General features: G+C 32.2%; 25 protein-coding genes and 5 pseudogenes. 9 read left to right on the forward strand and 21 right to left on the reverse strand.

Features of this window, described 5'->3' with window-relative positions; all coding sequences use genetic code 11:
- Nucleotides 1–171: 171 nt before the first annotated feature.
- Both MKY90_RS29655 and MKY90_RS29660 read right to left on the reverse strand, forming a co-directional pair.
- Nucleotides 172–1602 (reverse strand): IS4 family transposase, encoded by a 1431-nt coding sequence (locus tag MKY90_RS29655; RefSeq protein WP_341093685.1) that lies wholly within the window; start codon nucleotides 1600–1602, stop codon nucleotides 172–174.
- 161 nt (nucleotides 1603–1763) lie between these two features.
- Nucleotides 1764–2753 carry a ketoacyl-ACP synthase III gene (locus tag MKY90_RS29660; RefSeq protein WP_070144492.1) on the reverse strand — a complete coding sequence of 330 codons (990 nt, stop codon included), beginning with the start codon at nucleotides 2751–2753 and terminating at the stop codon, nucleotides 1764–1766.
- A gap of 146 nt (nucleotides 2754–2899) precedes the next feature.
- On the opposite strand from MKY90_RS29660, the pseudogene MKY90_RS29665 reads away from it, so the two are divergent.
- Nucleotides 2900–3091 (forward strand): annotated as a pseudogene (locus tag MKY90_RS29665) (3-hydroxyacyl-ACP dehydratase FabZ); the annotation flags it as partial.
- Between the two features lie 117 nt (nucleotides 3092–3208).
- Entirely contained in the window at nucleotides 3209–3841 is a 633-nt protein-coding gene (gene plsY / locus MKY90_RS29670) for a glycerol-3-phosphate 1-O-acyltransferase PlsY (RefSeq protein WP_070144491.1), read from the forward strand.
- 436 nt (nucleotides 3842–4277) lie between these two features.
- On the opposite strand, the pseudogene MKY90_RS29675 reads toward plsY, so the two are convergent.
- The 5 genes and pseudogenes from MKY90_RS29675 to MKY90_RS29695 all read right to left on the reverse strand — a co-directional run bounded on the left by MKY90_RS29675 (nucleotide 4278) and on the right by MKY90_RS29695 (nucleotide 11076).
- Nucleotides 4278–5708 (reverse strand): annotated as a pseudogene (locus MKY90_RS29675) (IS4 family transposase).
- Between the two features lie 68 nt (nucleotides 5709–5776).
- Nucleotides 5777–6163 carry a hypothetical protein gene (locus tag MKY90_RS29680; protein ID WP_201063577.1) on the reverse strand — a complete coding sequence of 129 codons (387 nt, stop codon included), beginning with the start codon at nucleotides 6161–6163 and terminating at the stop codon, nucleotides 5777–5779.
- 23 nt (nucleotides 6164–6186) lie between these two features.
- Nucleotides 6187–6375 (reverse strand): helix-turn-helix transcriptional regulator, encoded by a 189-nt coding sequence (locus MKY90_RS29685; protein WP_002165486.1) that lies wholly within the window; start codon nucleotides 6373–6375, stop codon nucleotides 6187–6189.
- Between the two features lie 234 nt (nucleotides 6376–6609).
- Nucleotides 6610–9426 (reverse strand): AAA domain-containing protein, encoded by a 2817-nt coding sequence (locus tag MKY90_RS29690; protein ID WP_341093694.1) that lies wholly within the window; start codon nucleotides 9424–9426, stop codon nucleotides 6610–6612.
- A gap of 270 nt (nucleotides 9427–9696) precedes the next feature.
- The gene (locus MKY90_RS29695) at nucleotides 9697–11076 is read right to left on the reverse strand and encodes an erythromycin esterase family protein (protein ID WP_341093697.1); all 1380 of its coding nucleotides are present in this window, start codon (nucleotides 11074–11076) and stop codon (nucleotides 9697–9699) included.
- 451 nt (nucleotides 11077–11527) lie between these two features.
- Here MKY90_RS29695 and MKY90_RS29700 point away from each other — a divergent pair, with 451 nt between their 5' ends.
- Nucleotides 11528–11806: a hypothetical protein gene (locus tag MKY90_RS29700; RefSeq protein ID WP_341093698.1), complete on the forward strand. Its 279-nt coding sequence runs from the start codon at nucleotides 11528–11530 to the stop codon at nucleotides 11804–11806.
- Nucleotides 11807–11925: 119 nt separating this feature from the next.
- Nucleotides 11926–12803 (forward strand): annotated as a pseudogene (locus tag MKY90_RS29705) (LysR family transcriptional regulator).
- Between the two features lie 692 nt (nucleotides 12804–13495).
- Here the strand turns inward: MKY90_RS29705 and MKY90_RS29710 are convergent.
- The 7 genes and pseudogenes from MKY90_RS29710 to MKY90_RS30535 form a co-directional block, all read right to left on the reverse strand.
- On the reverse strand, nucleotides 13496–14254 hold the full coding sequence (locus MKY90_RS29710) for a DUF975 family protein (RefSeq protein WP_341093699.1): 759 nt from the start codon (nucleotides 14252–14254) through the stop codon (nucleotides 13496–13498).
- Between the two features lie 583 nt (nucleotides 14255–14837).
- The gene (locus tag MKY90_RS29715) at nucleotides 14838–15353 is read right to left on the reverse strand and encodes a transposase (RefSeq protein WP_341093701.1); all 516 of its coding nucleotides are present in this window, start codon (nucleotides 15351–15353) and stop codon (nucleotides 14838–14840) included.
- A 234-nt stretch (nucleotides 15354–15587) separates the two neighbouring features.
- Nucleotides 15588–15809 carry an aspartyl-phosphate phosphatase Spo0E family protein gene (locus MKY90_RS29720; protein ID WP_078214643.1) on the reverse strand — a complete coding sequence of 74 codons (222 nt, stop codon included), beginning with the start codon at nucleotides 15807–15809 and terminating at the stop codon, nucleotides 15588–15590.
- Between the two features lie 186 nt (nucleotides 15810–15995).
- Nucleotides 15996–16451 (reverse strand): hypothetical protein, encoded by a 456-nt coding sequence (locus MKY90_RS29725; protein ID WP_341093823.1) that lies wholly within the window; start codon nucleotides 16449–16451, stop codon nucleotides 15996–15998.
- Between the two features lie 63 nt (nucleotides 16452–16514).
- Nucleotides 16515–17114: a hypothetical protein gene (locus MKY90_RS29730; RefSeq protein WP_088081596.1), complete on the reverse strand. Its 600-nt coding sequence runs from the start codon at nucleotides 17112–17114 to the stop codon at nucleotides 16515–16517.
- 212 nt (nucleotides 17115–17326) lie between these two features.
- Nucleotides 17327–17545 (reverse strand): annotated as a pseudogene (locus tag MKY90_RS30530) (zinc ribbon domain-containing protein); the annotation flags it as partial.
- Nucleotides 17449–17715, reverse strand: coding sequence for a helix-turn-helix domain-containing protein (locus tag MKY90_RS30535; protein WP_445661562.1), 267 nt, complete (start codon nucleotides 17713–17715; stop codon nucleotides 17449–17451). The gene MKY90_RS30535 and the pseudogene MKY90_RS30530, both read right to left, overlap by 97 nt.
- 541 nt (nucleotides 17716–18256) lie before the next feature.
- On the opposite strand from MKY90_RS30535, the gene MKY90_RS29740 reads away from it, so the two are divergent.
- Entirely contained in the window at nucleotides 18257–18667 is a 411-nt protein-coding gene (locus tag MKY90_RS29740; protein ID WP_341093707.1) for a hypothetical protein, read from the forward strand.
- Nucleotides 18664–18984, forward strand: a complete 321-nt coding sequence (locus MKY90_RS29745; RefSeq protein ID WP_341093709.1) for a DUF960 family protein — start codon at nucleotides 18664–18666, stop codon at nucleotides 18982–18984. Before MKY90_RS29740 ends, MKY90_RS29745 begins: the two co-directional genes overlap by 4 nt.
- Before the next feature lie 167 nt (nucleotides 18985–19151).
- On the opposite strand, the pseudogene MKY90_RS29750 reads toward MKY90_RS29745, so the two are convergent.
- The 3 genes and pseudogenes from MKY90_RS29750 to MKY90_RS29760 all read right to left on the reverse strand — a co-directional run.
- Nucleotides 19152–19469 (reverse strand): annotated as a pseudogene (locus MKY90_RS29750) (hypothetical protein); the annotation flags it as partial.
- A 208-nt stretch (nucleotides 19470–19677) separates the two neighbouring features.
- Entirely contained in the window at nucleotides 19678–19878 is a 201-nt protein-coding gene (locus MKY90_RS29755; RefSeq protein WP_001128818.1) for a helix-turn-helix transcriptional regulator, read from the reverse strand.
- Nucleotides 19868–20227, reverse strand: a complete 360-nt coding sequence (locus MKY90_RS29760; protein ID WP_098168693.1) for a DUF3796 domain-containing protein — start codon at nucleotides 20225–20227, stop codon at nucleotides 19868–19870. Before MKY90_RS29760 ends, MKY90_RS29755 begins: the two co-directional genes overlap by 11 nt.
- A gap of 227 nt (nucleotides 20228–20454) precedes the next feature.
- On the opposite strand from MKY90_RS29760, the gene MKY90_RS29765 reads away from it, so the two are divergent.
- From MKY90_RS29765 to MKY90_RS29775, 3 genes are all read left to right on the forward strand, one after another.
- Nucleotides 20455–20772: a PadR family transcriptional regulator gene (locus tag MKY90_RS29765; protein ID WP_017151361.1), complete on the forward strand. Its 318-nt coding sequence runs from the start codon at nucleotides 20455–20457 to the stop codon at nucleotides 20770–20772.
- A complete protein-coding gene (locus tag MKY90_RS29770) occupies nucleotides 20759–21328 on the forward strand; it encodes a DUF2812 domain-containing protein (protein ID WP_098168692.1) in 570 nt (189 codons plus the stop codon). The genes MKY90_RS29765 and MKY90_RS29770 overlap by 14 nt, the downstream gene beginning before the upstream one ends.
- Nucleotides 21329–21908: 580 nt before the next feature.
- Complete coding sequence (locus MKY90_RS29775) at nucleotides 21909–22043, forward strand: hypothetical protein (protein WP_255256153.1); 135 nt, start codon at nucleotides 21909–21911, stop codon at nucleotides 22041–22043.
- 331 nt (nucleotides 22044–22374) lie between these two features.
- Here MKY90_RS29775 and MKY90_RS29780 read toward each other — a convergent pair whose 3' ends face one another.
- The 4 genes from MKY90_RS29780 to MKY90_RS29795 all read right to left on the reverse strand — a co-directional run bounded on the left by MKY90_RS29780 (nucleotide 22375) and on the right by MKY90_RS29795 (nucleotide 24838).
- Nucleotides 22375–22545, reverse strand: coding sequence for a hypothetical protein (locus MKY90_RS29780; RefSeq protein ID WP_012260115.1), 171 nt, complete (start codon nucleotides 22543–22545; stop codon nucleotides 22375–22377).
- Nucleotides 22546–22619: 74 nt separating this feature from the next.
- The gene (locus MKY90_RS29785; RefSeq protein ID WP_000486589.1) at nucleotides 22620–22844 is read right to left on the reverse strand and encodes a hypothetical protein; all 225 of its coding nucleotides are present in this window, start codon (nucleotides 22842–22844) and stop codon (nucleotides 22620–22622) included.
- 482 nt (nucleotides 22845–23326) lie between these two features.
- On the reverse strand, nucleotides 23327–23605 hold the full coding sequence (locus MKY90_RS29790) for a hypothetical protein (RefSeq protein WP_012260114.1): 279 nt from the start codon (nucleotides 23603–23605) through the stop codon (nucleotides 23327–23329).
- Between the two features lie 864 nt (nucleotides 23606–24469).
- Entirely contained in the window at nucleotides 24470–24838 is a 369-nt protein-coding gene (locus MKY90_RS29795) for an ArpU family phage packaging/lysis transcriptional regulator (RefSeq protein ID WP_341093718.1), read from the reverse strand.
- Between the last annotated feature and the right edge of the window lie 45 nt (nucleotides 24839–24883).

The following is a 24883-nucleotide window of genomic DNA, read 5'->3' on the forward strand; positions in this document are numbered from 1 at the left end:
ATACTCTTAGCGTGGGTTTTTTCCGAAATGCTGGCGGTACCCCATCGCTATCAAGCTAAGCTTATGCAAAGTCAATTTTAGGCGAGATTGTTTCTTTTTTCTAAAGGGCAAGTGTAGGTAATTTAAAAATTTGCATACGAAATAAACCCTAATGGGTTTCACTTTTTTGAATTAAGCGGTTTGATTATCAGACATGGTACAATTGTAAACGACACCTAATATATCAAAGACCGTTTTTTTCTCATATCGATGAGATTTCCGCCCGTTTTGCTGTAGGAGATTGAACAGGCGAAGTAACACCTTTGATAGCTCTCGGGTGTCTTTTTGAATAGTTTGGAATAGAAGAAGAAAATAGTCTTTAATCATATATATTGCTTTATACTCACTAAGCTCTCGTTTTTTCTTCATGAGGAGCAATTGGCGCATTTGAAACATGATAGAAGAACAGAGTAGAATGGCAATCAATTGACCATATACATGGCACTCCAATCGTTCTGGTTTTATCTTTTTACAATGATGGATTTGAAAGAATGACTTCCACGTTTTAAATAAAATTTCGATTTGCCAACGCAAAGAATACCAGTCATGTACCTGTCCCATCGGGACAATATCTGTAGGGGTGTTTGTCATATATACATTGATACCACTGAGTCGTTTACTACGAGAAGAATACTTCATTCCTTTCTTTTTTTCTCTTACAGCTTGATCTTGTAATCGTTTTTGTTGTTGTTCTTTGGTTAGTCGATGAACAATCACACGAGTTGAGACTTTATCATTCATTCCTACATAAGCGTTGAATATTTCACATGTTTGTCCTGGCTGAAAAGAGTTCATTAACGTTTCCATATCTATCTGTATATACTCTGTACCTTTCTTGATTCTGCCATCTTGAAAATAATCAGGGTTAGGATTTTTTTGATAAATACGTGTATTCGATTTGATACGTGAGATATAATATGCCTTTTTATCTTGTATATGTTGAAGATCTTTCAAGTGAAAATAACCTAAATCACGGATACATAAATCATTCGCTGTCACAGTTGGGGCACATAGAGAACCATAGGTTCGATCATGTTGTTTACCTGGGCCTGTATGAATATGTAGGAACTGCCCACTTAATAAATCATACTCAAGCTGAATCTTCATCCCAGCTGTATGACTGCATCCTCCTGCACCTGGATAAACAGATGAAAATACATCGGGAAGTTGAAAGGCAGTTGAATCTAGGATACGAATACGCTTGAAAATAGAAGCGTATGGAGAAGTGAGCATCTTAGTTGAAGATAACTTTTGATTGAGAAGTTCGGCTAACACTTGTTGTAGAAATTGCACGGCTGTGGCATTAAATCGTTGATTCAGTCCTTCAGGACTGATGAGCACTTCTGTTGATGCTTCTAAACAGCTACATAAATGAGTTAATGAGGTTTTAGCGACATTTTGACTGATCCATACACATAAAGCGACTAAATCTTTTGCTTGGTACTTACTGGTTCTTTGTACAAAACCAACATTTCTAGCAAGATCTCGTAAGAAATTTGGAGATAAAAAGTTTTGAATCTCTTGAGCAAATAGTTGTAATTCATCCGATACAGAAATAGACATACAAAAAACGCCATCCTTTCCTATGATTCTACAGAAAGGATAACGCCTTTTTTGCTTTAGAGGTAGTGCGAAAACTTAGCTTTATAGCGATGGAACAGAATCCCTATAAAGATTTTTAATGTAATAAAACACGTTTATGTTACTATTGGATATTTCATCTCCTATTCCTTTGCTAAATGCCATTTAATGATATGTCCAGCGTGTGTAAGACCTCCTCCAAACCCATAGAGTAAGAGAGTGTCCCCTTTTTTCACCTTTCCTTCATTCATACCTATGTCTAATGCTAATGGAATAGAGACAGAAGAAGTATTTCCCATGTATGTTACACTTGTTAACGTTTTATCCAGTGGGAAACCTGATTTTTCACATATAGATTCAATCATTCGTAAATTAGCACTATGTGGAACAAACCAGTTCACCTCTTCCAGTTGTAACTCTGCTTGACATAACAATTCTTTAATACCAATTGGTAGTGTCCGTGCTGCCCACTTATATACTTCTCTTCCATTTTGAACTATCTTCCCATGTGTTCTTAAAGGATTTCCAAACATGGTAGTAGATAAATTTTTACGATATACATGCATGCCTCCTTCCCCATTTGTCCCAATATGGGTGGCTATAAAGCTAGACTCTTCTTCATCTTTCTCTACTAAAACAGCTGCGGCTCCATCTCCAAATAAGATACATGTAGTTCGATCTGTATAGTCTGTAATCTTAGATAAGGTTTCTGTCGTTACAATTAAAATCTTGCGATGAAGGCCAGATGTAATTAAACCATTCGCCAGATGTAATCCATATGTAAAACCAGCACAAGTCGCATTGAAATCAACAGCACCTGTATGTTGAATATTAAAATACTCTTGTATTTGGCAGGCTACACTTGGAAAAGTGTAGTCAGGCGTAGTTGTTGAAACGAGAATACAATCCACGTCTACAAGACTTTTATGATAGCGTTCCACTAAGTTTTCAATAGCTTTAAAAGCTAATGTAGAGGCATATTCGTTATCACCAGTAATTCTTCTTTCCTTCATCCCAGTTCTTTGTACAATCCATGCATCATTTGTATCTACTAATTTTTCTAAATCATCATTGGTCAGCTTTTTTTCAGGTACATAGGTACCAATAGCTGTAATTCTTGCTTTTGATTGCATACATTTATCCCCCTTTACTATTTTCACACTTAGTTATATAATCAAATAATAGTACTAGGTACTAATTATTGTCAATATTCTAACATTTTATTTCTGGAAATTAAACTAAATAAAATATCTAGCTATGGTATAAAGGAGAGACATTCATGCTCAATATTCAACAAATTGAAGAAATTATTGCCCATCGTTATCCCCTTTTATTAATTGATCGGATCATTGAAGTAGAAGAAGGAAAGCGTGCAGTTTAGATCCAAAATGTTGTAACAAATGAAGGGTTTTTTACCGGTCATTTTTCTGACTATTCAGTTATACCCGGTGTCCTTATTGTAGATGCCCTTTTAACATGAATAAATAAGTAGAAGTTTATTGGAAAATTTTCTGGAGAAGAACAATGCTAAAACCCTGTATTGATGTAGAAAAAAAGAAATTCAGAATAATGTAAAGGGAGAAGAGTGATGATTGATATTTTAAAGATTTTTGCGGCCTTAGTTTTGGGATACCTTTTAGGAAGCCTTAATACAGCGGTGATTGTAGGGAAAATATACGGCAAGGACATAAGAAGCCATGGAAGCAAAAGCGCCGGGCTTACCAATACTCTGAGGGTACTTGGGAAATCTGCTGCGGTGTTTGTTCTTGCGGGAGATATATTAAAAGGGGTAATTGCCTGTTATATAGGCTTGTTCCTTAGCGTTTACTTTTATTCGGGAGAGGCTAAAGATTGCGTAAGCCTTTTAGCGGCGGGCGCAGGGGCGGTTATAGGGCATAACTGGCCGGTATATTTTGGGTTTAAAGGAGGCAAAGGAGCACTTACAGCAGTGGCTGTACTGTTTATGGTTGACTGGGTTATGGCCCTTTTATGCCTTGGCTTTTTTGTGATAATAGTAGCTTTAACTCGTTATGTCTCTTTAGGTACAATATGTGCTACATTGCTTGTTGCGGTCATTTCATTTATTCCTGTTTTTGGGAATACCTTATATTTTTATATATTTGCATTCCTAATGGCGTTTATGGTTATTTTCAGGCATATGGAAAATATACAAAGGCTGCTTTTAGGTACAGAAAATAAACTTATTTTTCCACGGCGTTGAGCATGTCGTCAAAATAGAAAAAAATTGGGGTTAGTTAACCGTTTAAGGGGGACGGCAACGATTCTTTACTTTTGGAGCCACTCAAGAAAAATGTACTTTATAATCCTATTTTTGGTATATCTCCTACCTTAGTAGCAATAAAGGGTTAATATAAGTCATCACATCATGCGTAAATATTAACGTACACATTGAATAGAAGAAATAAAAAATACGTTATCCTTTCCTATGATTCTACAGAAAGAATAGCGTATTTTTTATTTTAGGGGGTATTTTGTTTTGTTAGCTTGATAGCGATGGGGTAGCACCACATCGCTATCAAGCTAAGCTTATGCAAAGTCAATTTTAGGCGAGATTGTTTCTTTTTTCTAAAGGGCAAGTGTAGGTGATTGAAAGATTTGCATACGAAATAAACCCTAACGGGTTTCACTTTTTTGAATTAAGCGGCTTGATTATCAGACATGGTACAATTGTAAACGACACCTAATATATCAAAGACCGTTTTTTTCTCATATCGATGAGATTTCCGTCCGTTTTGCTGTAGAAGATTGAACAGACGAAGTAACACCTTTGATAGCTCTTGGGTGTTTTTCTGTATAGTTTGGAATAGAAGAAGAAAATAGGCTTTAATCATATATATGGCTTTATACTCACTAAGCTCTCGTTTTTTCTTCATGAGGAGCAATTGGCGCATTTGAAACATGATAGAAGAACAGAGTAGAATAGCAATCAATTGACCATATACATGGCACTCTAATCGTTCTGGTTTTATCTTTTTACAATGATGAATTTGAAAGAATGACTTCCACGTTTTAAATAAAATTTCGATTTGCCAACGCAAAGAATACCAGTCATGTACCTGTCCCATCGGGACAATATCTGTAGGGGTGTTTGTCATATATACATTGATACCGCTGAGTCGTTTACTACGAGGAGAATACTTCATTCCTTTCTTTTTTCTCTTACAGCTTGATCTTATAATCGTTTTTGTTGCTGTTGTTTTGTTAATCGATGAACAATTACACGAGCTGGCACTTTATCAATCATTCCTACATAAGCATCAGCTATTTCACATGTTTGTCCTGGTTGAAGGGAGTTCATTAACGTCTCCATATCTATCTGTATATACTCTGTACCTTTCTTAATTCTTCCGTCTTGAAAATAATCAGAGTTAGGATTTTTTTGATAAATACGTGTGTTCGACTTGATACGAAAGATATAGTAGGCCTCTTTATCTTGTATATATTGAAGGTCTTTTAAATGAAAATAACCTAAATCTCGGATACATAAATCATTCGCTGTCACAGTCGGGGCACACAGAGAGCCGTAAGTGCGATCATGTTGCTTACCTGGACCTGTATGAATATGTAGGAACTGTCCACTTAACAAATCATACTCAAGTTGAATTTTTATCCCAGCTGTATGGCTGCATCCTCCTGCACCTGGATAAACCGATGAAAATACATCCGGGAGTTGAAATGCAGTTGAATCTAAAATACGAATACGCTTGAAAACAGAAGTGTATGGCGAAGAAATCGGCATAGATGCGTCCATTTTTTTGTTTAGTAGTTCAGGCTAGTAGGCGTTGTAAAAGTTGGACAGCCGCCTCATTAAACCGTTGATTCAGTCCTTCAGGACTGATGAGCACTTCTGTTGATGCTTCTAAACAGCTACATAACTGAGTTAAAGAGGTTTTAGCGACATTTTGACTAATCCATACACATAAAGCGACTAAGTCTTTTGCTTGGCACTTACTGGTTCGTTGTACAAAACCAACATCTCTAGCAAGATCTCGTAAGAAATTCGGAGATAAGAAGCTTTGAATTTCTTGAGCAAACAGTTGTAATTCGTCAGACACAGAAACAGACATAAAAAACGCCATCCTTTCCTATGATTCTACAGAAAGAATAGCGTTTTTTTCTACTTTTAAATAGTCTATTAAGAGTTGCTTCTTGAAACGAATATATGACTTATTTGGTAAACGATAGGATATAAGAAAACCAGAAAGATTAACGGTTTATTATGCATATGGTTAAAATTCCATGTTCCTTCTGATAAAAATAAAGTACCTAAAGTTAATACATACATTACAAAACAACAAATTGATAAGCTTTTCTGTCTGATATGTAAAAACATTTCATCAATAAAATTCTCACTCTCTTTTTTCCCTTTCAAAATTCTCTTCATAAATAATGATTGCAAAATGATTGTTGCTACAAATAACGAAGTTATAGAGAGCTGTTGCTTCTCATACCATTCAAAAGCAAGTAAACCCATAATCACAATGTATAAACAAGTAAATAAGATATTAATTCCATTTTTCATTTGTTTCTTCTCCTTATCTAGCTTTAATAAATAAATAATTGATCAACTGTTACACCAAGGGATTTAGCTAAATTAAAAGCAAGTTCCAATGTAGGATCATATTTGTTATTCTCAATCGCATTAATCGTTTGTCTTGAAACACGACATAATTTAGCTAAATCTTCTTGGGAAAGCTTTTGCTCTTTACGTAAAATACGAATTATGTTCTCCATTTTTATGAACATCACCTCTAATTTTGTCAAAAACTTTTTACATTTCTAGTTTATATAAATCCACCATAAATGTCAAAAGTTTTTTACATTTATATAAGTAAAAAAACGATAATCCTTCTACAATTTAGATAGAAAGAATATCGTTTTTTTCATTTTAGGGGTATTTTTATTTGTTAGCTTGATGGTGATGTGGCGGTACCCCTACTATGTTAAAAATAAAATTAGATAACGCCCTTATTCTATCTTTACAGTTTCTATCGATAAATATTTAAAAGCTGTATCAAAATATTCCTTTTTTCCCCAAGTATCTGAATTACCAATTACAACAAAATATTTTTTTGCTCTGCTTGCTGCAACGTTTAATAGATTTGGAGTACTGGATGCCCAATCTAACGGTCCTGTTCGCTGATCATCTACTCCCAAAACTAAAATAACTAATGGAGCTTCTTTTCCTTGGAAAGTATGAACCGTTCCGATCTCTATTTTTTTGTTTTCTACTGAATTTTTGTTTAACTGTTTTAACTTTTGAACAACACTTACAAAAGGTGAAATAATGTAGCAATCTTCCCCTGGATTATCTTGCGTAAACTTATTGGCAATCTCAATTGCTTTTTTTCCTTGATCAGGAATAAAGTGATTTCCTGAGCCAGTAGTTCTTCCTTCTATATTCAACCATTGACTCATGTACATTGGGTCCTGTACCATATTTTCGGTCTTAGTCGCGTGTAACATTTTGTCTTGATATGTTGTTTTATTACATATCTCAAACATAGGGCTCTCACAACGTCTATGAACACGAAGCGGTGACCCCAACCACTTTGTGTTATTTTTGGAATCACTCATTGTTCCGCCAAATTTGTTATTAAGATCTGCAAATTCTTGTACACTTACTTCACTTCTAGTTAAATGATAGAAAAATGAGCTTTCACTCGTAATTCCAGCACTTTCATTTGCTATTAATTTGAGCTGATCATCAGTCAACGTTACAACCGGAGGTATTTGTAATGGATCACCTACCACCACAACATTTCTAGAACGCCAAATGGCTCCAATTGCAGATTGTGGTGTAGCTTGACCTGCCTCATCAATAAACAACCAACCAATATCTTCCGTTTTCAAATCCATTAAAAATCTTGAAACAGAAGCAAATGTTGAAGAAATTATAGGTGTAAGTAGGAATATGGTATCAAACATCGCTTGGATGAAGTCTTCCCTTTGCCTTTCATTAATTTGAGAATCAAGATTTACTTTTTCTTTCCCTCCTAAAAAATAGGCCTTTGCTAAAGTTAAATTTTTTTCTATTTTGTCCTGGTTTTTAATTAAGAAAGTACAATACTCATCCATCATTGTTTTGAATAGCCTACTCCGAACACAATTTATACGATATTCTTCATTAACACCATCAATATTAACAAATTGTTTTTTTGATGATTGCCATTTTTCATCATCTATATCATCAAAGTCATCGATTACTTGTGCGGTTTTAATCATACTTGATATCTGTTTTTCTAAACTATCAAAGGAATACTCAGCATTTTCATGTACATTACACAGATCATTAAGCTCATCTGAAATATTTTGAAAATATTGTTTTATATTTGCTGATTTCCCCATTGCGGCTGATATTTTACCCCAGCAACTTTCATCCTTGCTAAATCCTAAAAACTTGTAATTGTTTTTCAATAAATCCTCATCTTTAGGCAAATCCATACTTATATTTTCAACAGCAGCATTATTATTTGATGTAACTAAAATACGATATTCTTTAAGTTTTGAATGAAAAGAATAATAATAATCCTCTTGTCCCTCAGAAAATTGTATTTTTGTAAATAAATCCTGTGTTTCCTTTAAAAACTTTACTTTTTCAAAAATAATATTTGCAAATACATCTTTTAACAATGTAGTTTTACCAGTACCGGGAGGACCGTTTACAGAAAAAATAAAACCCTCTTTTTCCTTTGAATTTGCAATAATAAGATTTAAAGCTACCTGCTGCATTAGTCCTAGCGGAAAACCTGAAGGCCATCTCGTAATTGGGATATTTCGTAAAATTCTTTTTATCTCGCTAATACTCTCATTATTAAAAAAGTCTACTCTTTCTCCTGAATTTTTTAATGTTTCCCAGTTATCTAAGGCTAAATATGTTTTTAATGCTTTACCTATCTTTTCATACTTAATGTTATGCTTTACTTTCTCCAAATCTTCAATATAGAAACTATTTACTCCAACATACTCTTTGTATGTAAGTCGAATATTCTTCTCATAATCCTTATCACTAGAAAATCGGAAAACTCCTTCTTTATCGAAGTGGCTATGTTTTATGTATGATTTCAATGTGCTTTGAATGTTTTGAGAAAGTTCTAACCAGTTTTTATATCTAACATGTATAAACTTTATACTCTTAGCCAATTCTACGTGTTCTTCAGACTCAGTAAATTCTAAATCATTACTGATTTTACTATAATTTTCACTTTCAATTACTGATGTTATTGCACTTATTAAATCCATCTCTAAATCTTTTAAACTTTTTCCAGGGCGAAGAAAATACTTAATTATAGGACTAACTACCACACTGGATTCTAATGTTGTATCCTTTATTGGCTTTAGCATATGATCTAATTGAATATGAATAAGAAAACTATTAGGGAATCCTTGAAAATCAGTAAAGCTTATTTTCTTGTCAAATTCATTAGAAAAGTATCTTAGCACTTCTTCTTTTGCAACAGGTAAATAGAATAACGATGCTTTTGCATCCATTAAATACTTACCTTTTGCACTTTCTCCCTTTTTTTGTAGAAACATTTGCATATAATTTTGAGGTGAACCATTGGGCCTTATAAAATCAAAGTACTCAAGGTTAGGTTCTCTATGAAAATAATTTTTAAAATTAATAAGGCTTAATGATTCTTTATCACAATTCATAAAATTAAAATGTTCTAGTTCAATGAAATAATTCATTACTTTTGAGGCTACTTCTTTATGATCTTTATTCTTAATTTCTTTCTTTTTACTATTAAAAATTAAAGAAAATACTTTCTTTAAACCATTCATTATTAATCTCCTTTGATAGAAATATAGTTTTACCTAAATTATACCAAACAATCTATTGAAATATAGTCAGATTAAATCAAATAATTTCCTATAAGAAGCTAACTCTAGTTTTTTATTTATCATGATTTCTTAATCTGATAGTGATGTGGCGCTCCCCCTATAATGAATATATTGTTTGATCCTTAGTATTTGAATGCATCCAATCGAATGTTGTTTACGTGCAATCATGACAAGAAAAAGAGCATCCTTATATAGTAAGGATGCTCTTTTTTACTTAAGAACAGAAGGTGAAGTCTTTTCTAACCATAGAATGCCATCATATTGTTCGGTAGGAATCATAATTTCTTCTTTATCTTTTTTCCCCCAATAACTTGCTGCAGTTGGAGTAAACATCCATGACGTTTCTGGTCGGTTACTTTCTTCCTTTAGGTTAACAAACAAATTGGGGCTTCCCACCGTGCTGATTATTTTTTCAACACTTTGTTCTTCGTGTTCGTTGTATACAGTAATAATATCTTTATTGTTAGAATCCCAACTGCTTCCACTATAGGCAAATACGCCAATCGTGTACATTTGATTTTTGATGCGCTGCGGAAGGTAATCCATCATATTTGGGGCTACATAATTGTATTGTTGTACCTTCATAAAATCTAATAACATTTTCGAATTTTGTTTTCGAATATGATAATTATGCCCCCATACAATGATTTTTTTGTTTTTATACTGCATTTCAGTGAGCCATGCTAAGTTTTGTGCCATTTTTTGATCCCGGATATAAAAAGAGTAGTCTGTAAGAGTAGGTGAGATGATACCGCCTCTAGCTTTCATATCGGCATCTAAATGCGTTTTTATAGCATCAATTCGTATACTAATTGATTTTTCAAGGAAATTAACATCATACATAGGATGAGGTGCAACCTCAGTCAATTCTGCTTTATGATTTTGAATAAACGTTCTTACGCTTTCAAATTTGTTGATTACAGGCTGTATGTCTCTTTTATATTGATCATAGGGATAGGTACCCTTTAAATTATAGTAATACTTATCTAGTCTAATCAACTCTGTTACTGCTGTATCAAATTCAGATGCCACTTCAGGGCTTAGTTTTTGCAACCATTCTTTTGCATAAGGATAGAAGGGTGAATGATAAAACAGATTTATATCAAATCCAGCTAATGTGAGTGGCGTTCCTTTTTCTTTTTGTTCTTTCATATAGATAAACAATTGTTCAATTTCCTCTGTTTGCCATACACCTTCTAACGATTGCTTCATTGCTTCCGTAGCGGTTAAGCGGTCAAAATTTTGCTGAACAGCTGATGCTTCCGCCAACCCTGATTCAAATGCAATCACATCATATCTCATTTCCTCATGTAAGTACTTAATCATTCGTATTTTGGATTGATTAATTTCTTTCGCACCATGTGTACTCTCGCCAAGTACAACAATACGCTTGTCTTTTACCACCTCTTTAAGAAATGATAAATCTTCTGTTGTTTGGGAAGTGGGTTCATGTAATCTTTTTGCATGCTCATGTAACCATTCCTCCCACTTTGGTTGATCAACTGGTTTTTCTGCGGCAAAAGCGACAGATGTAAAGGTTGTACAGGCTAGAAGTGTACTCATTAGCCCAAGTTTCCATTTTTTACGCACAACAACGCCTCCAAGAATCATTTTTTTAGAGATTGAATAGAATGAATATCAAAAATTAACTAATATACCATTATTTATAATAATACATATACAGATACTGAACAATATAAATATTCTAAAAAATAAAAAATAAACTTCATATATATTGAAGAAACCTTCTATATATAGGTCGCACCCCATTAAGAAGAACAAGCGTAGAAATTTAATCTTTCTACGCTTTTAAAATTATTCACCTCCAGAAAAAACTGTACCTTTTCTTCTAGAGATACTAATTTTCTAGTTTTGATGTATTTATTCACCTTAGCTTTCTTCTGCTGCGGTGAAAAACCATTTTTAAATATAGATTCCAATAGAAATTTATATCACTCCTTCAAATAAATACAAACTTTGTAGCAAAACCATATATACTATATGAACGTATCAATTAAACATACTTAAAGGAGAACAGAACATGATAAAACATATACTCAGTTTCATACTTGGAACATTTGTTATGTTAATTGGTTCTTTTGGGGTTATTCCCTACACCCTCGAAACAATTGACAGTAATGTAAGCTATATTACTCATGAAAAAAAGTATTTTAGTAAGCTATATGACTATGACATTAACCTTTGGTTGATTGCAATGTTTATATTTTGCATTTTTTCTGCGATTTCTGTTCTTATATTAAAGTTACCTAATTATAATAGGGGCAAAAGTACTCATAATCAAAACAGTGTAATTCATTAAAATCTTTGAAAGCTTATATTGCTTACATGTTTTATTCTATAATTGATTATTAATAAATAAAAAGACATTTTAATATATCTCTTTATATACTCGAGTATATGAATAAGGGAGTGATGAATGTGGAACTACTGCAACTGCATTATTTTCTAAAATTCGCTAAATTGGAGCATATGACGCAGGCTGCGCAAGAGCTTCGCATCGCGCAGCCTGCTCTCAGCAAAACCATTGCTAGGTTGGAAGAGGATTTGGGTGTACCATTATTTGATCGCCAAGGAAGATTCGACTCAACTCATTTGGAAAAGCGTATCTAAAGAAAGTAGAAAAGGCACTCATGTTGCTTGAAGAGGGCAGAAGAGAAGTTGAAGATCTTGCGGCAATGGAAAGCGGGCGTGTTTCTTTAGCAACAACAACTCATAAATGCTTTTCTGATGTAATAGGTACTTTTATATCCTTGCACCCTGATATCAAACTTCAAATCACTCAAGCTTCAGAGAGGGAAAAGGTGCAACAGCTCCGAAGTGGAGATATCGATTTTTGCATCACTTTCCCTCCTATTGAGCAGACAGGGATAGAGGGATTGTCTTTTCTCACTGAAAAAATCTTAATAGCTGTTCCTCATACACATCGATTTGTTAATCGGAGCAACATAGACTTGAGAGAAGTGGCTAATGATCCTTTTATTTGTATAAAGCAAGGGAATCCATTCCGAGAAATGACGGATAAATTTTGTCAAAAAGCAGGATTTACTCCGAATATTATATGTGAAGTTGACGAACATTCTGCAGTAAGTTACTTCATCCGTATGGGAATTGGTATTGCTTTTATGCCAGAAACCTTAATAGAAAAAATAGAGACGTCATTTCATTTAGTGCATATTGATAATCCTATTTGTCAGCGTACCTATCAAATCGCATGGCTTGAAGGCCGTTATATGTCCGTGGCGGAACGTAAATTTCGGGAGTTTTTTGTCCAGAACTTTACTGAATTAAGGAAGTAATAAACCTTTAGTTTAGATTCGAACTTTATCAACCTAAAGCTCTAAATATTAGGAAACGAAGGTAAAAGGTTGAACTTGACTGTCTCCTTTCTTAACTTTCAGGCCAATGATGGATTCATACATGATCACACCTCTTCTTACATAAATTAACTAGTAGTCTCTATTTAGTAGTTGATAAATTTAAAGATTATTAATAAGAAGTGAAATAATACTTTTAACATACTGGAGCTTTTTTTCCATAACATAAGTAGACATATATCTCAGAAACTTATTGAACGATTTTCCATTAAAGGGCGTGATTGTGGAGTAACACAGACAGAAAATGTTCAAATTTTTTTATGAAAGAATGAACTAAATAAAAATATTAAGAACGTGTTTTGATCAATCTTTTTCAAAACACGCCCTTTTCTATGATTGTTTATCAAGATTATTAGTATCAAATTGATTAAACTTTATTTTAAATCTACAATATAATTCTGTATCAAAACGGTTCGTAGTAAGCCGTACTCCAGTCTTTGTATTATCCTTACCTTATTCACTTCAACTTGAAACACGTTTGCAGTACCCTTGCTTAAATCATAATAAACGTAATATATCCGATTTTTAATATGATATTAAAAATCGGATATGCTTAATTGCATATTCACTATCAAGAAAGTATATATTTGATCTTATACATACTTACTTTCTATTTATATACTCACCTTCGCTTCTCCAACATCCTGTTTTTTAATTAAATCTAAGTAAAAATGTGAGACAGTTGTATTGTAATAAGGAGAAATGAAAATAAATGATAGATTAAATGTAAACATTCCTATAAATGCGGCTAATAAAAACCAACCAATAAATGATAACCAAAGAACAAATAACTTTAACTTTTGTCCTTTCATTATCCTTTTACTTTCTTTCAATGCTTCACTTGCTGTATAATCAGGATTCTCTACTAATATGTAATACGACATGGAATAAGAAAAATATTTAATAATACCTGGAACAATTAATAAGAGACTCCATAAAAAAAGAAAAATAGCTTGCAACAGGGCCAATTTTACTGATCTAAACAAATTGCTTTTCTTAAACCCTAGAAATACATCGTCCACTTTAGCGTCTTCATTTTTCCCTAAATGTAAGGTGAAAGCAGAATATCCATAATTAAAGATGCCTTGTATTGAACTGTAAATTAAGAAACAAATAAGTCCTAAAAAAATATAACTTAGAATAAGTAAAACTAGTGCAGTAGGGTCTACTTGGGGTTGCCCACTAATTGAATAAACAAAGATTACATCCAAACCAATTACCCCAATAAACAGGCCAACTATTAAATACATGAATGTCGCGATTGCTGATGCACTAAGAGTAGGTACAAAATAGTTTAACGCTGATACTCCTATACCTCCCCCCCATTTACCATCTAACGAATTAAGTGCTGCTTTCTTTAAATTTCTTGTCATACTTGTATTCCCTCCTTTTTTATTATTTTCCTTTACTGAAAAAATAAAAGAACTTGTAGCAGGCCCCGCTACAAGTTCTTTTAGCCAAATACTTTAGCTCATCAAAAAAATATTTATTCTGCACAATCGGGGGTAATGCCTAAAATATGGTTTGTTAACATCATTATATAACATAATTATGAATTTTTGTTAAAAATTCTATATATTCATACAAATAACTCTCCATTTTTTCACTTATTTTCATGTAGTTTTATCTATTGAAAATAAGTAAAAAACCTCTGCACTATTTCAATCAAAAGATTATTTAATAAACATTAAAAGACTACCTATAAAATTTAACAGGTGATCTTTTTTGTGATTTTGCACTTGTGCACTACTTTAAAAATATATCACAAATTTATCCAGTCCCCTAAACATTTGAATATATGAATTTATACAGAGATAATAAATTTGTTTGAATAAAAAAACAATATTCAGAATTTTTTTGGTGGAACAGTAAAAAAGCAATCTTTATATGTTTTACTTAACCTTGAAGATATTATGCATCCCCTAATTCTATGTGTAAACGTAAAAAGACCGCCTATTACGAGCGGTTACTTTTCTTAGTACATAAACAAAGGATGCAAAGTGCAACAAAAAATATAGGTAACAAAATTATAAGTGATAGCCTTACGACAGAGTCTTCATAAAACAAGTATCGAATCATAGGCATATCCCAATACGAAACTTTTAAAACTGCAACTGTATTTTCTCTCGATGTTTCATTTAATTTTGTACCTATAACTTTTCCGTATACAGTAAATTCTCCAATATAAGCTGGATCATCGACATGAAGGAAAGGTGTATCACCTTCAAGCTCAATGTCCGTAGATTTTACATTAGGATATGTATCTTTAATTTTTTCTTTTAATATAGCTAAATCACTTTTACTTATTTTTTGAGGTACTCCCGTAGTGGCTTGTGCGTATACGTGTAATTTTATGTCATCTTTTTGGATAGCTGACCTCCCTACTATTCTACTTGGAGAAAATATAAGTAATATCACATACAAAATAAAAAAAATTACAAAGACTTTAGAGAGTTTTTCTAACTTGTTCAATTATCACACCATCTAAATTGCCTAGGTTCATTCATTTCTAGTAACTTTTTATATAAATTAAATGTAAGTTTGGCTCTCTGTTTACTAACTATATTGTCTTCTTTTATATCAATTAGTTTAACAGTCTTATCTATAAACTTTTTTCTTAATTTTAAAATAGTAATCACATCACTTTTCAAACGAAAATAATTAATTAAGGTTTTACACTTTCTCAATATTACAGTATCAAATTTCCTATATAATTAAATTATTCTCTTTATTTATTTTATGTATCTGTTCCCTTTGAACCCTACTATTATAGGGTTCCTTTTTTATAATCATATATTTATTAATTAATTTATCAATTTCCTGACTTAAATAGAGGACTTTTTTATGACTAAAGCCATGTTTATTTACCAGTTCTACTAATTCTAATTTTTTATTTTCTATTAGATCATTTAACTTCGCCACTAACATAAACTTTTTTCTTTCACACTCCCCCTGAGCAAAATAAAAAGAGCTGCTCCCAGCCCTTGTATACTAAAAATCTATATTATTACATTATGAATTTTTCCATAATCTATTATAAATGAATATTTATGAAGCCAACAACAATAATTTTAGTGTATTAAGAAATAAAAAAGCAGCAATATTTCATTACTGCTAGAACTTCTTAATAAATTCATTATTAATAAAAACATATTCTTCTGGTTCATCAGCTTCACCATACCAAGCTTCCAGCTTTATAATATGTTCTGCTACTTCTTTTAAAATCACATCCATAAATAATGTAATAGGTGCCACGTTATGTTCAGTATCTCTGTAGTTCTTTAGATTGGCTATAAATGACCATTCATTATTTTTTAAATTTGTATAATACTCTTTCTCTTCTTCCCAGTTTCCTATGTGCCACCTCATATATAGAAAATCATCTTCTGCTAATGCTTCATTTATCTGTTTCTTTGTAAATGGAATGTCTTTACTATGATTAACTTTTAGATATTCTTTAACGAACGGAAACTTTAAAACAGCTTCTTCCCAGCTTCCTGTATTTGTTAATTCCACCACTCCTTTATATTCATCCTTTATAATTACTTTACCTCGAAAGGCTGTACACATTTCAAAAGACAATTTTTTCACCCTCTTAAATTCATTATGAATTTAATTAACATATATACTTAACTACACAATAGAAGGTTTTAGAAATCGTATTACGTTCCCCTTTTCACTAAATTCACTCTCATTGTTACAATTCTTTGAGGTAAGATCCACTATATAACTCTCTGAAATTTTAAAAGTTCTTTCCTCATTAAACATTGTCAAAGGTACTGATACTCCAACATTATTATCTAAATGGCTTAGTACTATTACAGGGATAGTTTCACCTTTTAATAAATCAACATATGAGGTCTTAACTTTATAATACTGCCCTTCTAAAAAATGCATTTTTCCGTTTATTAAATCCACTGCAACGCCATTATTACAATACGCTAAGCTTTGATTTGAAAAATGAATATCGTCCGATACTTTAATAAATTTCATTGTTTTATTATCAAATATATAGTAACCATCTCTTACTACAAAAAGATTATGTGGATTGATAAACTCTAGCAGATAATGCGTAATTTCAAAGCTAGTATCTCCCTCAATCATTTCTCTGTATTCTACATAAAGTTTTTCTAACTTTTTAAATGTACTTAGTTTGATCCCCTGATTTGGTCTTGATGCAAGTGTTAAGTCATCTAATACCCATTTAGCCACATATGTTGACGTTGGAATCATTTACAATTTACCCCCTTCAAAATTCTATATATGAACATATAAACTATTTAAATTTAATAAATTGGGCTCTACTTAAAGTATAGGCAGAATCTATTTAATAACTAAGATAATTCTCTAACTTTTTCATATTTACTTCTTTTGAACTCCCCCACTTTCACTTCGTTTAGAAGAGGGGGATTCCTAAGTAAAGAGTTCTATCGAACTCTAATTTATTAGGCTATCTCCACAGTCCTTGCGGTTAGAAGCCTTATCGCTTCATTCTTTAGATTGATACTTGCGTTAATATCTCTATCATGGTGTGTAAGACAAGAAGGGCAGTCCCATTTACGTAAGTTTAGATTTTTAACGTCTTTGTTTTGATATCCACAACAAGAACATAATTGGCTTGAAGCAAATGTTTTCGATACGACAATGATTTGTTTGCCGTACCATATGTTAAACCTTTTCCTGTTTCTTTGTATGCATTATTCCATAGAGATAGGAAGTGGTTGAATACAAAACGAGAGCAACCAATCGTTTTATTGATTAGGGTCGCTTGTGCTTTATTTGGATAGATACGAAATTTATATGCTTTATTGATCATTATTCCTTTCACCCCCATTTCGATATGTGTCTATTATACAACAAACATACATTCGATATGTAGTGAAGTAACAGTTTATGAATGTCGAACAATTAAGGTGGCTTCCTGCCATCCCTTGTCTGAAGCCAATTCATCTCCCACCTACTCACTTCGCGTTCCTTGAGGAAGGAGTCTTCTTGCCTAAAATGATAAATTATAATTATCAAACTCCTACTATGAAATTTTCCAGAATCAAAAACTAATACAATTTGATGTAGCTATTTGGCTGTATAAAAATAAACTAACTACCGATTAACTGGATTTACACTTTAAAAAATGTACAAATTGTTCCTATTATGTCGAGACAATTGAACTATTTGAAAAGAAAACCATACACGGTAAATCATATAAGGATATATGTAGCGATTGTGATTATGTTTTACGTAAATACGTGTGAAATTCTAAATGATATTTCCGTCCTTTCAAGGACAGCATTCCCTTGATTACCATATTTTTAAAAATATATTAAACATATGATACTTGAAATTTTATGAAGTACACTTTAGGAGGTATTAAGCACATGGCAAATGTTGTGTTAATTATAAGGCATTCAGACTTATTAAGATCTATGAATGAAATATTAACTAATTCTGAATCAGTAGAAAAAGTGCACGAATTACTGAATCAGGCAAAAACAAAGAATACACTGCCACACGGTCTGTTATGGCATTGGACGGATTTTAAGTGGGATATGCCAGAGGAACTAGGAGAAAATATAAACGATACTAAAAATAGCGAATCCATTTTACTATTATTTTATTGGCTAAATTGCATTGGAAATGAAAACTATTATTTAGCAAGAATTGAGGAAAGATATGTTATAGATGGGCATGATCCATTAGATACATGGGGTAATTTACATGTACCATCATTAGATTTATCCTTAAATGTTTCAACCTCCTTTGGTTTTGAAAAGGAGGATACAATATGAAAATACGTAATATTTACCGTCATAGTTATGTAACTGAAAGTATAGATAAAATTCTGCATTCAATAATAACTAAAAGCATTTGGGATTTTTTTAAAACACAAATACTTCTAAGAAACAATTCTTTATTAAGCTATAAACACATCTTTGATTTAAAATTGGAAGATAATTATTTGGTATTAAATTATCAACCAGAAAGTCCAGGTTTTGAGATACGTTCCAAAACGAATGTAAAAGTGGATAAACTTCCATTAGCACACCGTATATGGATTATTGATAACGGTAAAAGTTTTATTATGATGTTACCTACGGATTATTGATAGGAATTAGACTATACACTTATTTTACTAAGTAAAATAAGTGCTTCAAAATAACACCATTTAAAATACCGGTTCTTATTAGAACCGGTATTTTCATTATGTATTAAGCTTTAGGATTCATTAATTATAGGATACCCTATAGATATAATACACTCCCTATAGTTAGGTTACTTAGATTTTTTCAATTCTTTGTTTGCTTTATCAATTAACTTAGAAGCAGTCTCTAATCTTTCAACCCCACCATCAACTTCATATTCTTTACCCTTATCTAAACCTTCTTGTATGATTTCCACCCCATCTTTTACATGAATCATCGCTAAACCTACATTATGTTGTACTGGGTGATCTTCTTCATACTCTAACTTACTTATTTTGTCCACTAACTCTAAATAAGGTTTAGATAATTCTTTTAACTCCTCTGACTTTTTCTTCATTGACTTGCTACTTTTTACAATACCGTCTATTTCTTTAGATTGTCGGAGAAATCTTTCATTTGACTAATTGTTGGTTTGAAATAAAGTTTAATCAAAAAAACTCCACAAATCCATATTATATGATAAATAAGAAGACTCCATTTTGAAAAAAGATTAATCAAAATGGAGTCTTTTGTTAGAAATCCAAATCTAGTTTTTATAAAAAAGATTAATCAAAACTCATAGACATATCTATTACAACAATTTACTTATACCTAACCTATTCTTCAAACCAAAACAGAACTTCAATAGGTGCTTTCAAAACCTTCGCAATATCATAAGTAAGCTTGAATGAAGGATTATATTTTCCATTTTCGAGATTGCCAATTGTTTCTCTTCTGACACCAACTTCATTGGCTAAATCTTCTTGAGACATACTTAGCTTTACCCTATATTCTTTCATTCGAGTTTTAAGTGGCATCTTGCATCCCTTTCTTTTCTCTACGCTCAAATATTTCTAAATTAATTATGAATGTACCTAAAGGTATGAAAAACGAAAATATAACAAAGAACCGAATTACATGTAGATTTTCAAAAATAAAAACACTTAAGAGTAGTATACTCCCTAATACTAGTGCTATGAAAAAGGCTCTTGTAGCTGCGAGGCGAACATGTAGCATAAAAAGCTCATCTGGTACGACTTTTGCATATGCGAAGAAGAAAAAGAAACCGAAAAAATAAGATGCCCATGAAATATTACCTACAAATGAGAACGGACCTAAAAAACCCAAAAAACCGAGAAATCCTAAATAAGCTAATTTATTTTTCATATAAACCTCCTGCGTGATATATTTCGCTCTTTATGATATAAATATATCACATTCACTTGGAAATAAATAGGATTTAAAACGGTACGACTTTTTTATAAGCAGTTAATCTTTTTTCAAAACGGTTAAACTTTATTTCAAACCTACACTAATTTTGAAAATGTTGTTGACTATTCAGTTGAACTATATTAAGTTGAACTATATAGTCAAACTGAATAAAGGGTGAGTATATGAAACATAAATTATTACCATTGTCTGAAACCATGCATTATATTTTATTAGCCATGCGTGAGCCACTCCATGGCTATGCCGTAATGCAGAAGATAGAAAAGATAAGTAACGGTACTGTTATTTTAGCAGCTGGTACATTATACGGTGCGATTGAAAACTTGAATAAGCATGGTTGGATTGAACCTGTTGGAGAGTCCGGTCGGAGAAAAGTTTATATGATAACTGCAGAAGGAAGCGCTATTTTGAAAATGGAACAAAACAGGTTATTGCATATTTTATCCCTGTACGAAGGAAGTGAATCGAATGAAGAAATTTAGTAAGATATTTTTTGATATTGAAAAAGAGGAGCAATGGCTGAACGAGCAATTACAAAAAGGCTATCGTTGTACAAATATTAGTGGATTAGGAATATACACTTTCGAAAAAACTGACAAGAGATATGTTATACGACTTGATTATCAAGATTATTTACCTAAGAAAAAGTTGGTTGAATACAAAGGGATATATGAGGATTTCGGTTGGAACTATATAAAAGGGCCCTGGCTTAGTGGAATACGGTATTGGCAAAAAGAAGATGATGATCAAAATGAAATCTTCTCGGATCGCCAATCAAAGGATAATCATTATAAAAAATTAATGAATTATTCATTTTGGTTGGTTATGCTGTGTTTAGCTTATTCTTATATGTTTTACAAGGATTCGGGATTATATCATGAAGGTCTTTGGAGTATGAAAGGTTCATTATTTTGGAAGGCATTTTTATTTGAAACTCCATTTGTCCTTTTGAAGTTGTCTTCCACACTTCTGTTTGTTTTTTGGGGTATCAATTTCTATAAAACTTATCGAAAGTATTCAATGTTAAAAGAAAAATAAACGTTTTTTAAATTTTCCAGAATCGGGTGCGATTGTGGAGCAAGAAGTAAAGGAGTGATAATGTAAATTAAACAACTATATTATCTCCGGACATCTTATTGTATAATTTCCCTAATAATCGGTACCTTCTATATAATCATAAGGTTAAAATTTTATAATGCTTTCAGAATAAAAACGTGATGTCTTTTATGGCAACCAAGTTTATTTTTATCGTTTTGGGGGGACATTAAAAACTTAAGTTGATGGGCATGGGGTACCGTCAGCATTTTTCAAAATAATCTATGCTATGCGGAAAAATAAAATAAGCTGTCCATATGAACAGCTTATTTACATAATTCTTGTTATACTCAGTTGTTTAAAGTTGATATCATGGGAAATCGTTGATATCACTCACTTCCCGTTACATATAGTTCCATATATTTATGCATGATTTTATGCACGACCTATTTTAGTGGGTTTTCAGCACCTAACCACCGTTATTTCCTGCATAAACTTCACTTTGTTAACTACCTCTATTTTTCTTCAAAAAGTCACACAGTCTCTAATTATCTATTTGAAGAGAAAATAAGGAGGTTTTACTATGAAAATAGAATTTAAAGTTAAACTTGAGATTAGCGGTCTAAACGGTATACAGGAGAGGCTATTCTGGATTGTCACCGAAGAAACTTTCCGAACAATTGTACAAGAACTTATGCAATCTTACCTGGGGCTATAGTCTCAGGTATTTTTTTCGTTGTGTTCGTTTGTTTTGTTAGGGGAAAATAAAAAAACAATTAAATAGTTTAATTGTTTTTCTGACGCAAAATCTTAATTTTTATTTTTCTGAAGTAACCTATAATATTCGAAAAAATGAGTTCCCCAAACGCAAGTGGTATATATATGAACCATATCTTTAATATTGCTTTTGTCTCTTTATGATCAGAACCCCTCATTCAAATCAACCCATCCCTTTATTTGTATATATTTTCTTTTTAATTTCAATATTATGAAAATTATACCATTTTAAAGGTTGAAAGTCTTTATTTTCAAAAAAATCCTAAAACCTCTCACCCCTTATCATCCCTTAACGCCTTCAACTGCTCCATTTCCTTCTCTACTGACTCGTCGATGTCATAATCCAACTCATTCTCTTCCTTCGCCTTAATAGACTGAATCATAATGAGCAAACAAATTGTCATTCCTACACAGTATCCAATAAAGAAGATTAACCACGTCATGCCATCACTTCCTCTTTAAAATGAAATAAGACGCCACCAAGATCACGGCAGCGCCTACGATAATTGCTATTGGTTTAATCATTAACAAATATATCTGGCCCCTTCTTCAACGCGTACGAGAAACCCGAAATAAATACAACACTAAATATAATAATAGAAGACCACATATTAAAATGATATTCTTTACCTGCAACTAAATTATATATGTTATGGACCAAGAAATTAGCACCTATAATAATTCCGCCTAACATTGAACTAATTAAAATGCTCATTAAATAAAACTTGAACTTCTGGAACATTTCCCTTCTACCCCTTTTCTAAAATAAATTTTATTTAGGTTATACCAGAAAATTGTACCATTTATTTTCCATATATTATCAAAACTATGTTTTAATTAAGGTTATTTTAAGGAAGGCATTATCTATTCAAATATCCATTTTGTTCAATAAAAAAAGAACACTATAAAGTGCCCTAAACTTCTGAGTATTAAATATACGACAATGCCCAGCCCGTTCTAATGGCGCAACATAAAAGAGCTTTATAGCGGAATATATATAGCTCTCGGAAAAGGAATAAGTTGGTTGGCATTGACTCGATATTGTATGTTTGGGAATTCCTTATGTGCAATAAAAAAAGAGCCCTATAAGGTGCTCGTCCGATACGATTATAAAGAATGAATACGTCGTGTTCAGTTATTAGTATATGCTTGTCTCATTCAAAGTTTTACTGTTTTAATGTGTAATTTCTATATAACAAAGAAAAAAGCACCCGTTTTGGATGCTTAACGTATACTAATATTAATATTGAATAGCTCTATTGATAGACTTTCTAGAACAATGAATATACTAGCTGAAGCTGATCTATATCCAATATTCTTTCCTGTAACATTAATAGTAATCTCCGCTAAATGGGTTTGCACATCATCTTTTTCAAAAATTTTATCTTCAACCTTTTCAATTATTGCTACATTATCTACTTCTTTAAAAGTTTTCAGCAATTTTGTTTCTAATAAAGTAAAATCAAAATTTTCATCTTTAACTACATCAAATTTAATCTTCATTTTTCTTTCCCCATTTTTAACTAGTTAATATATTAATATCAGTATAATTATATATACTTTTATTACATAATTCAAAAGTTATGTTTTACGAAACTCCCCATAGTTCACATATTTAATAGAGAGAAATAGAAAAACAAATGGCAAAAGTTCCTCTTCCAAGGTCAAGATAACTCTTAACCTTCTCCAAGTCACCGCAACACTATATATTAGCTACACGCTTCACATTTGGTTAATTCGGTGACTGGGAGAAGACTAAGAATCTTCTCGTTTATACTCCATAGAGTCGGCTACTTAATGTCATTTTCGCCAATTACGTTTACACAACGTGATTATATCCAGACGCATATGTTTCTTCCTACGCCTTGTTTGAACCAATACACAAGACTGAGGGGAAGGTTCAGCTGTATTGGCTCAAACAAAGAGCGGAAGCTCTCTGCTCGTTTAATCGTTTAAGAAGAACCTAGCTTACGTTACATTAGTAAATATTGTGAGTAATTACTAATAAATTAAGTTATTCCTTCTATCCGGGAACGTGGCCCATTCAATCGAACGAACCATCATCCCACTTGGTAAACGATCCAGTTTTAACATAGAAATCAAGAATTCACATGACAGGTGTGATTTTACTACCTATGAGCCTACAAACGAAAGGCGTTACGTTTATACACTCAATGAGAAGTAAAATATAAATAATTTCGGGAAGCTCTTATCCCCTCTAGCCTCCGCGTCACCGAGTAACGTTATTATAATGGGAACGCTATCCCCAAAACGTATTCTCTTTTCAAAGAACTGTTTATAGGAATAGCTTATAATTTTCCGCATTTTATTTAGTCCCCCAAAAAGTTCGCGGTTTGTTCGCGTTTTTTAGATAATCCCTAACGATGTAGCAATCAATTTCACGGCACTTTTCTTCTTCTCATAGAAGTAAGTCTTTTTGAGTAGTAGATCATGATAAACATCTGAATCTTTTACTCTTTCATTCGTTAAGAACTTCATTGTAATAATGTCTCTTTCTTCCTTATCTAAGATATAGTCCAAAGTCTTCTCTATCTGTTTCACCTTTAATTCGCTTATTCTTCTTGAATTTCGTATCTCTGGAAACAAACTGATTCCTTCTTGTTCCACTTCATTATTGAATCTCATCTTTAATGCACGGTATTCCTTTAAGATGCTGACTACTTCCTTTTGCACTTTCTTGTCATCGATTGCTGGTAATAAAGTTAATTGTTCCATGAAGGAATCCCCCTATTTCGAATTTGTAATTTTAACATCACATAA

It is taken from the genome of Bacillus sp. FSL P2-0099 (genome assembly GCF_038007445.1).
Classification (GTDB): domain Bacteria; phylum Bacillota; class Bacilli; order Bacillales; family Bacillaceae_G; genus Bacillus_A; species Bacillus_A mycoides.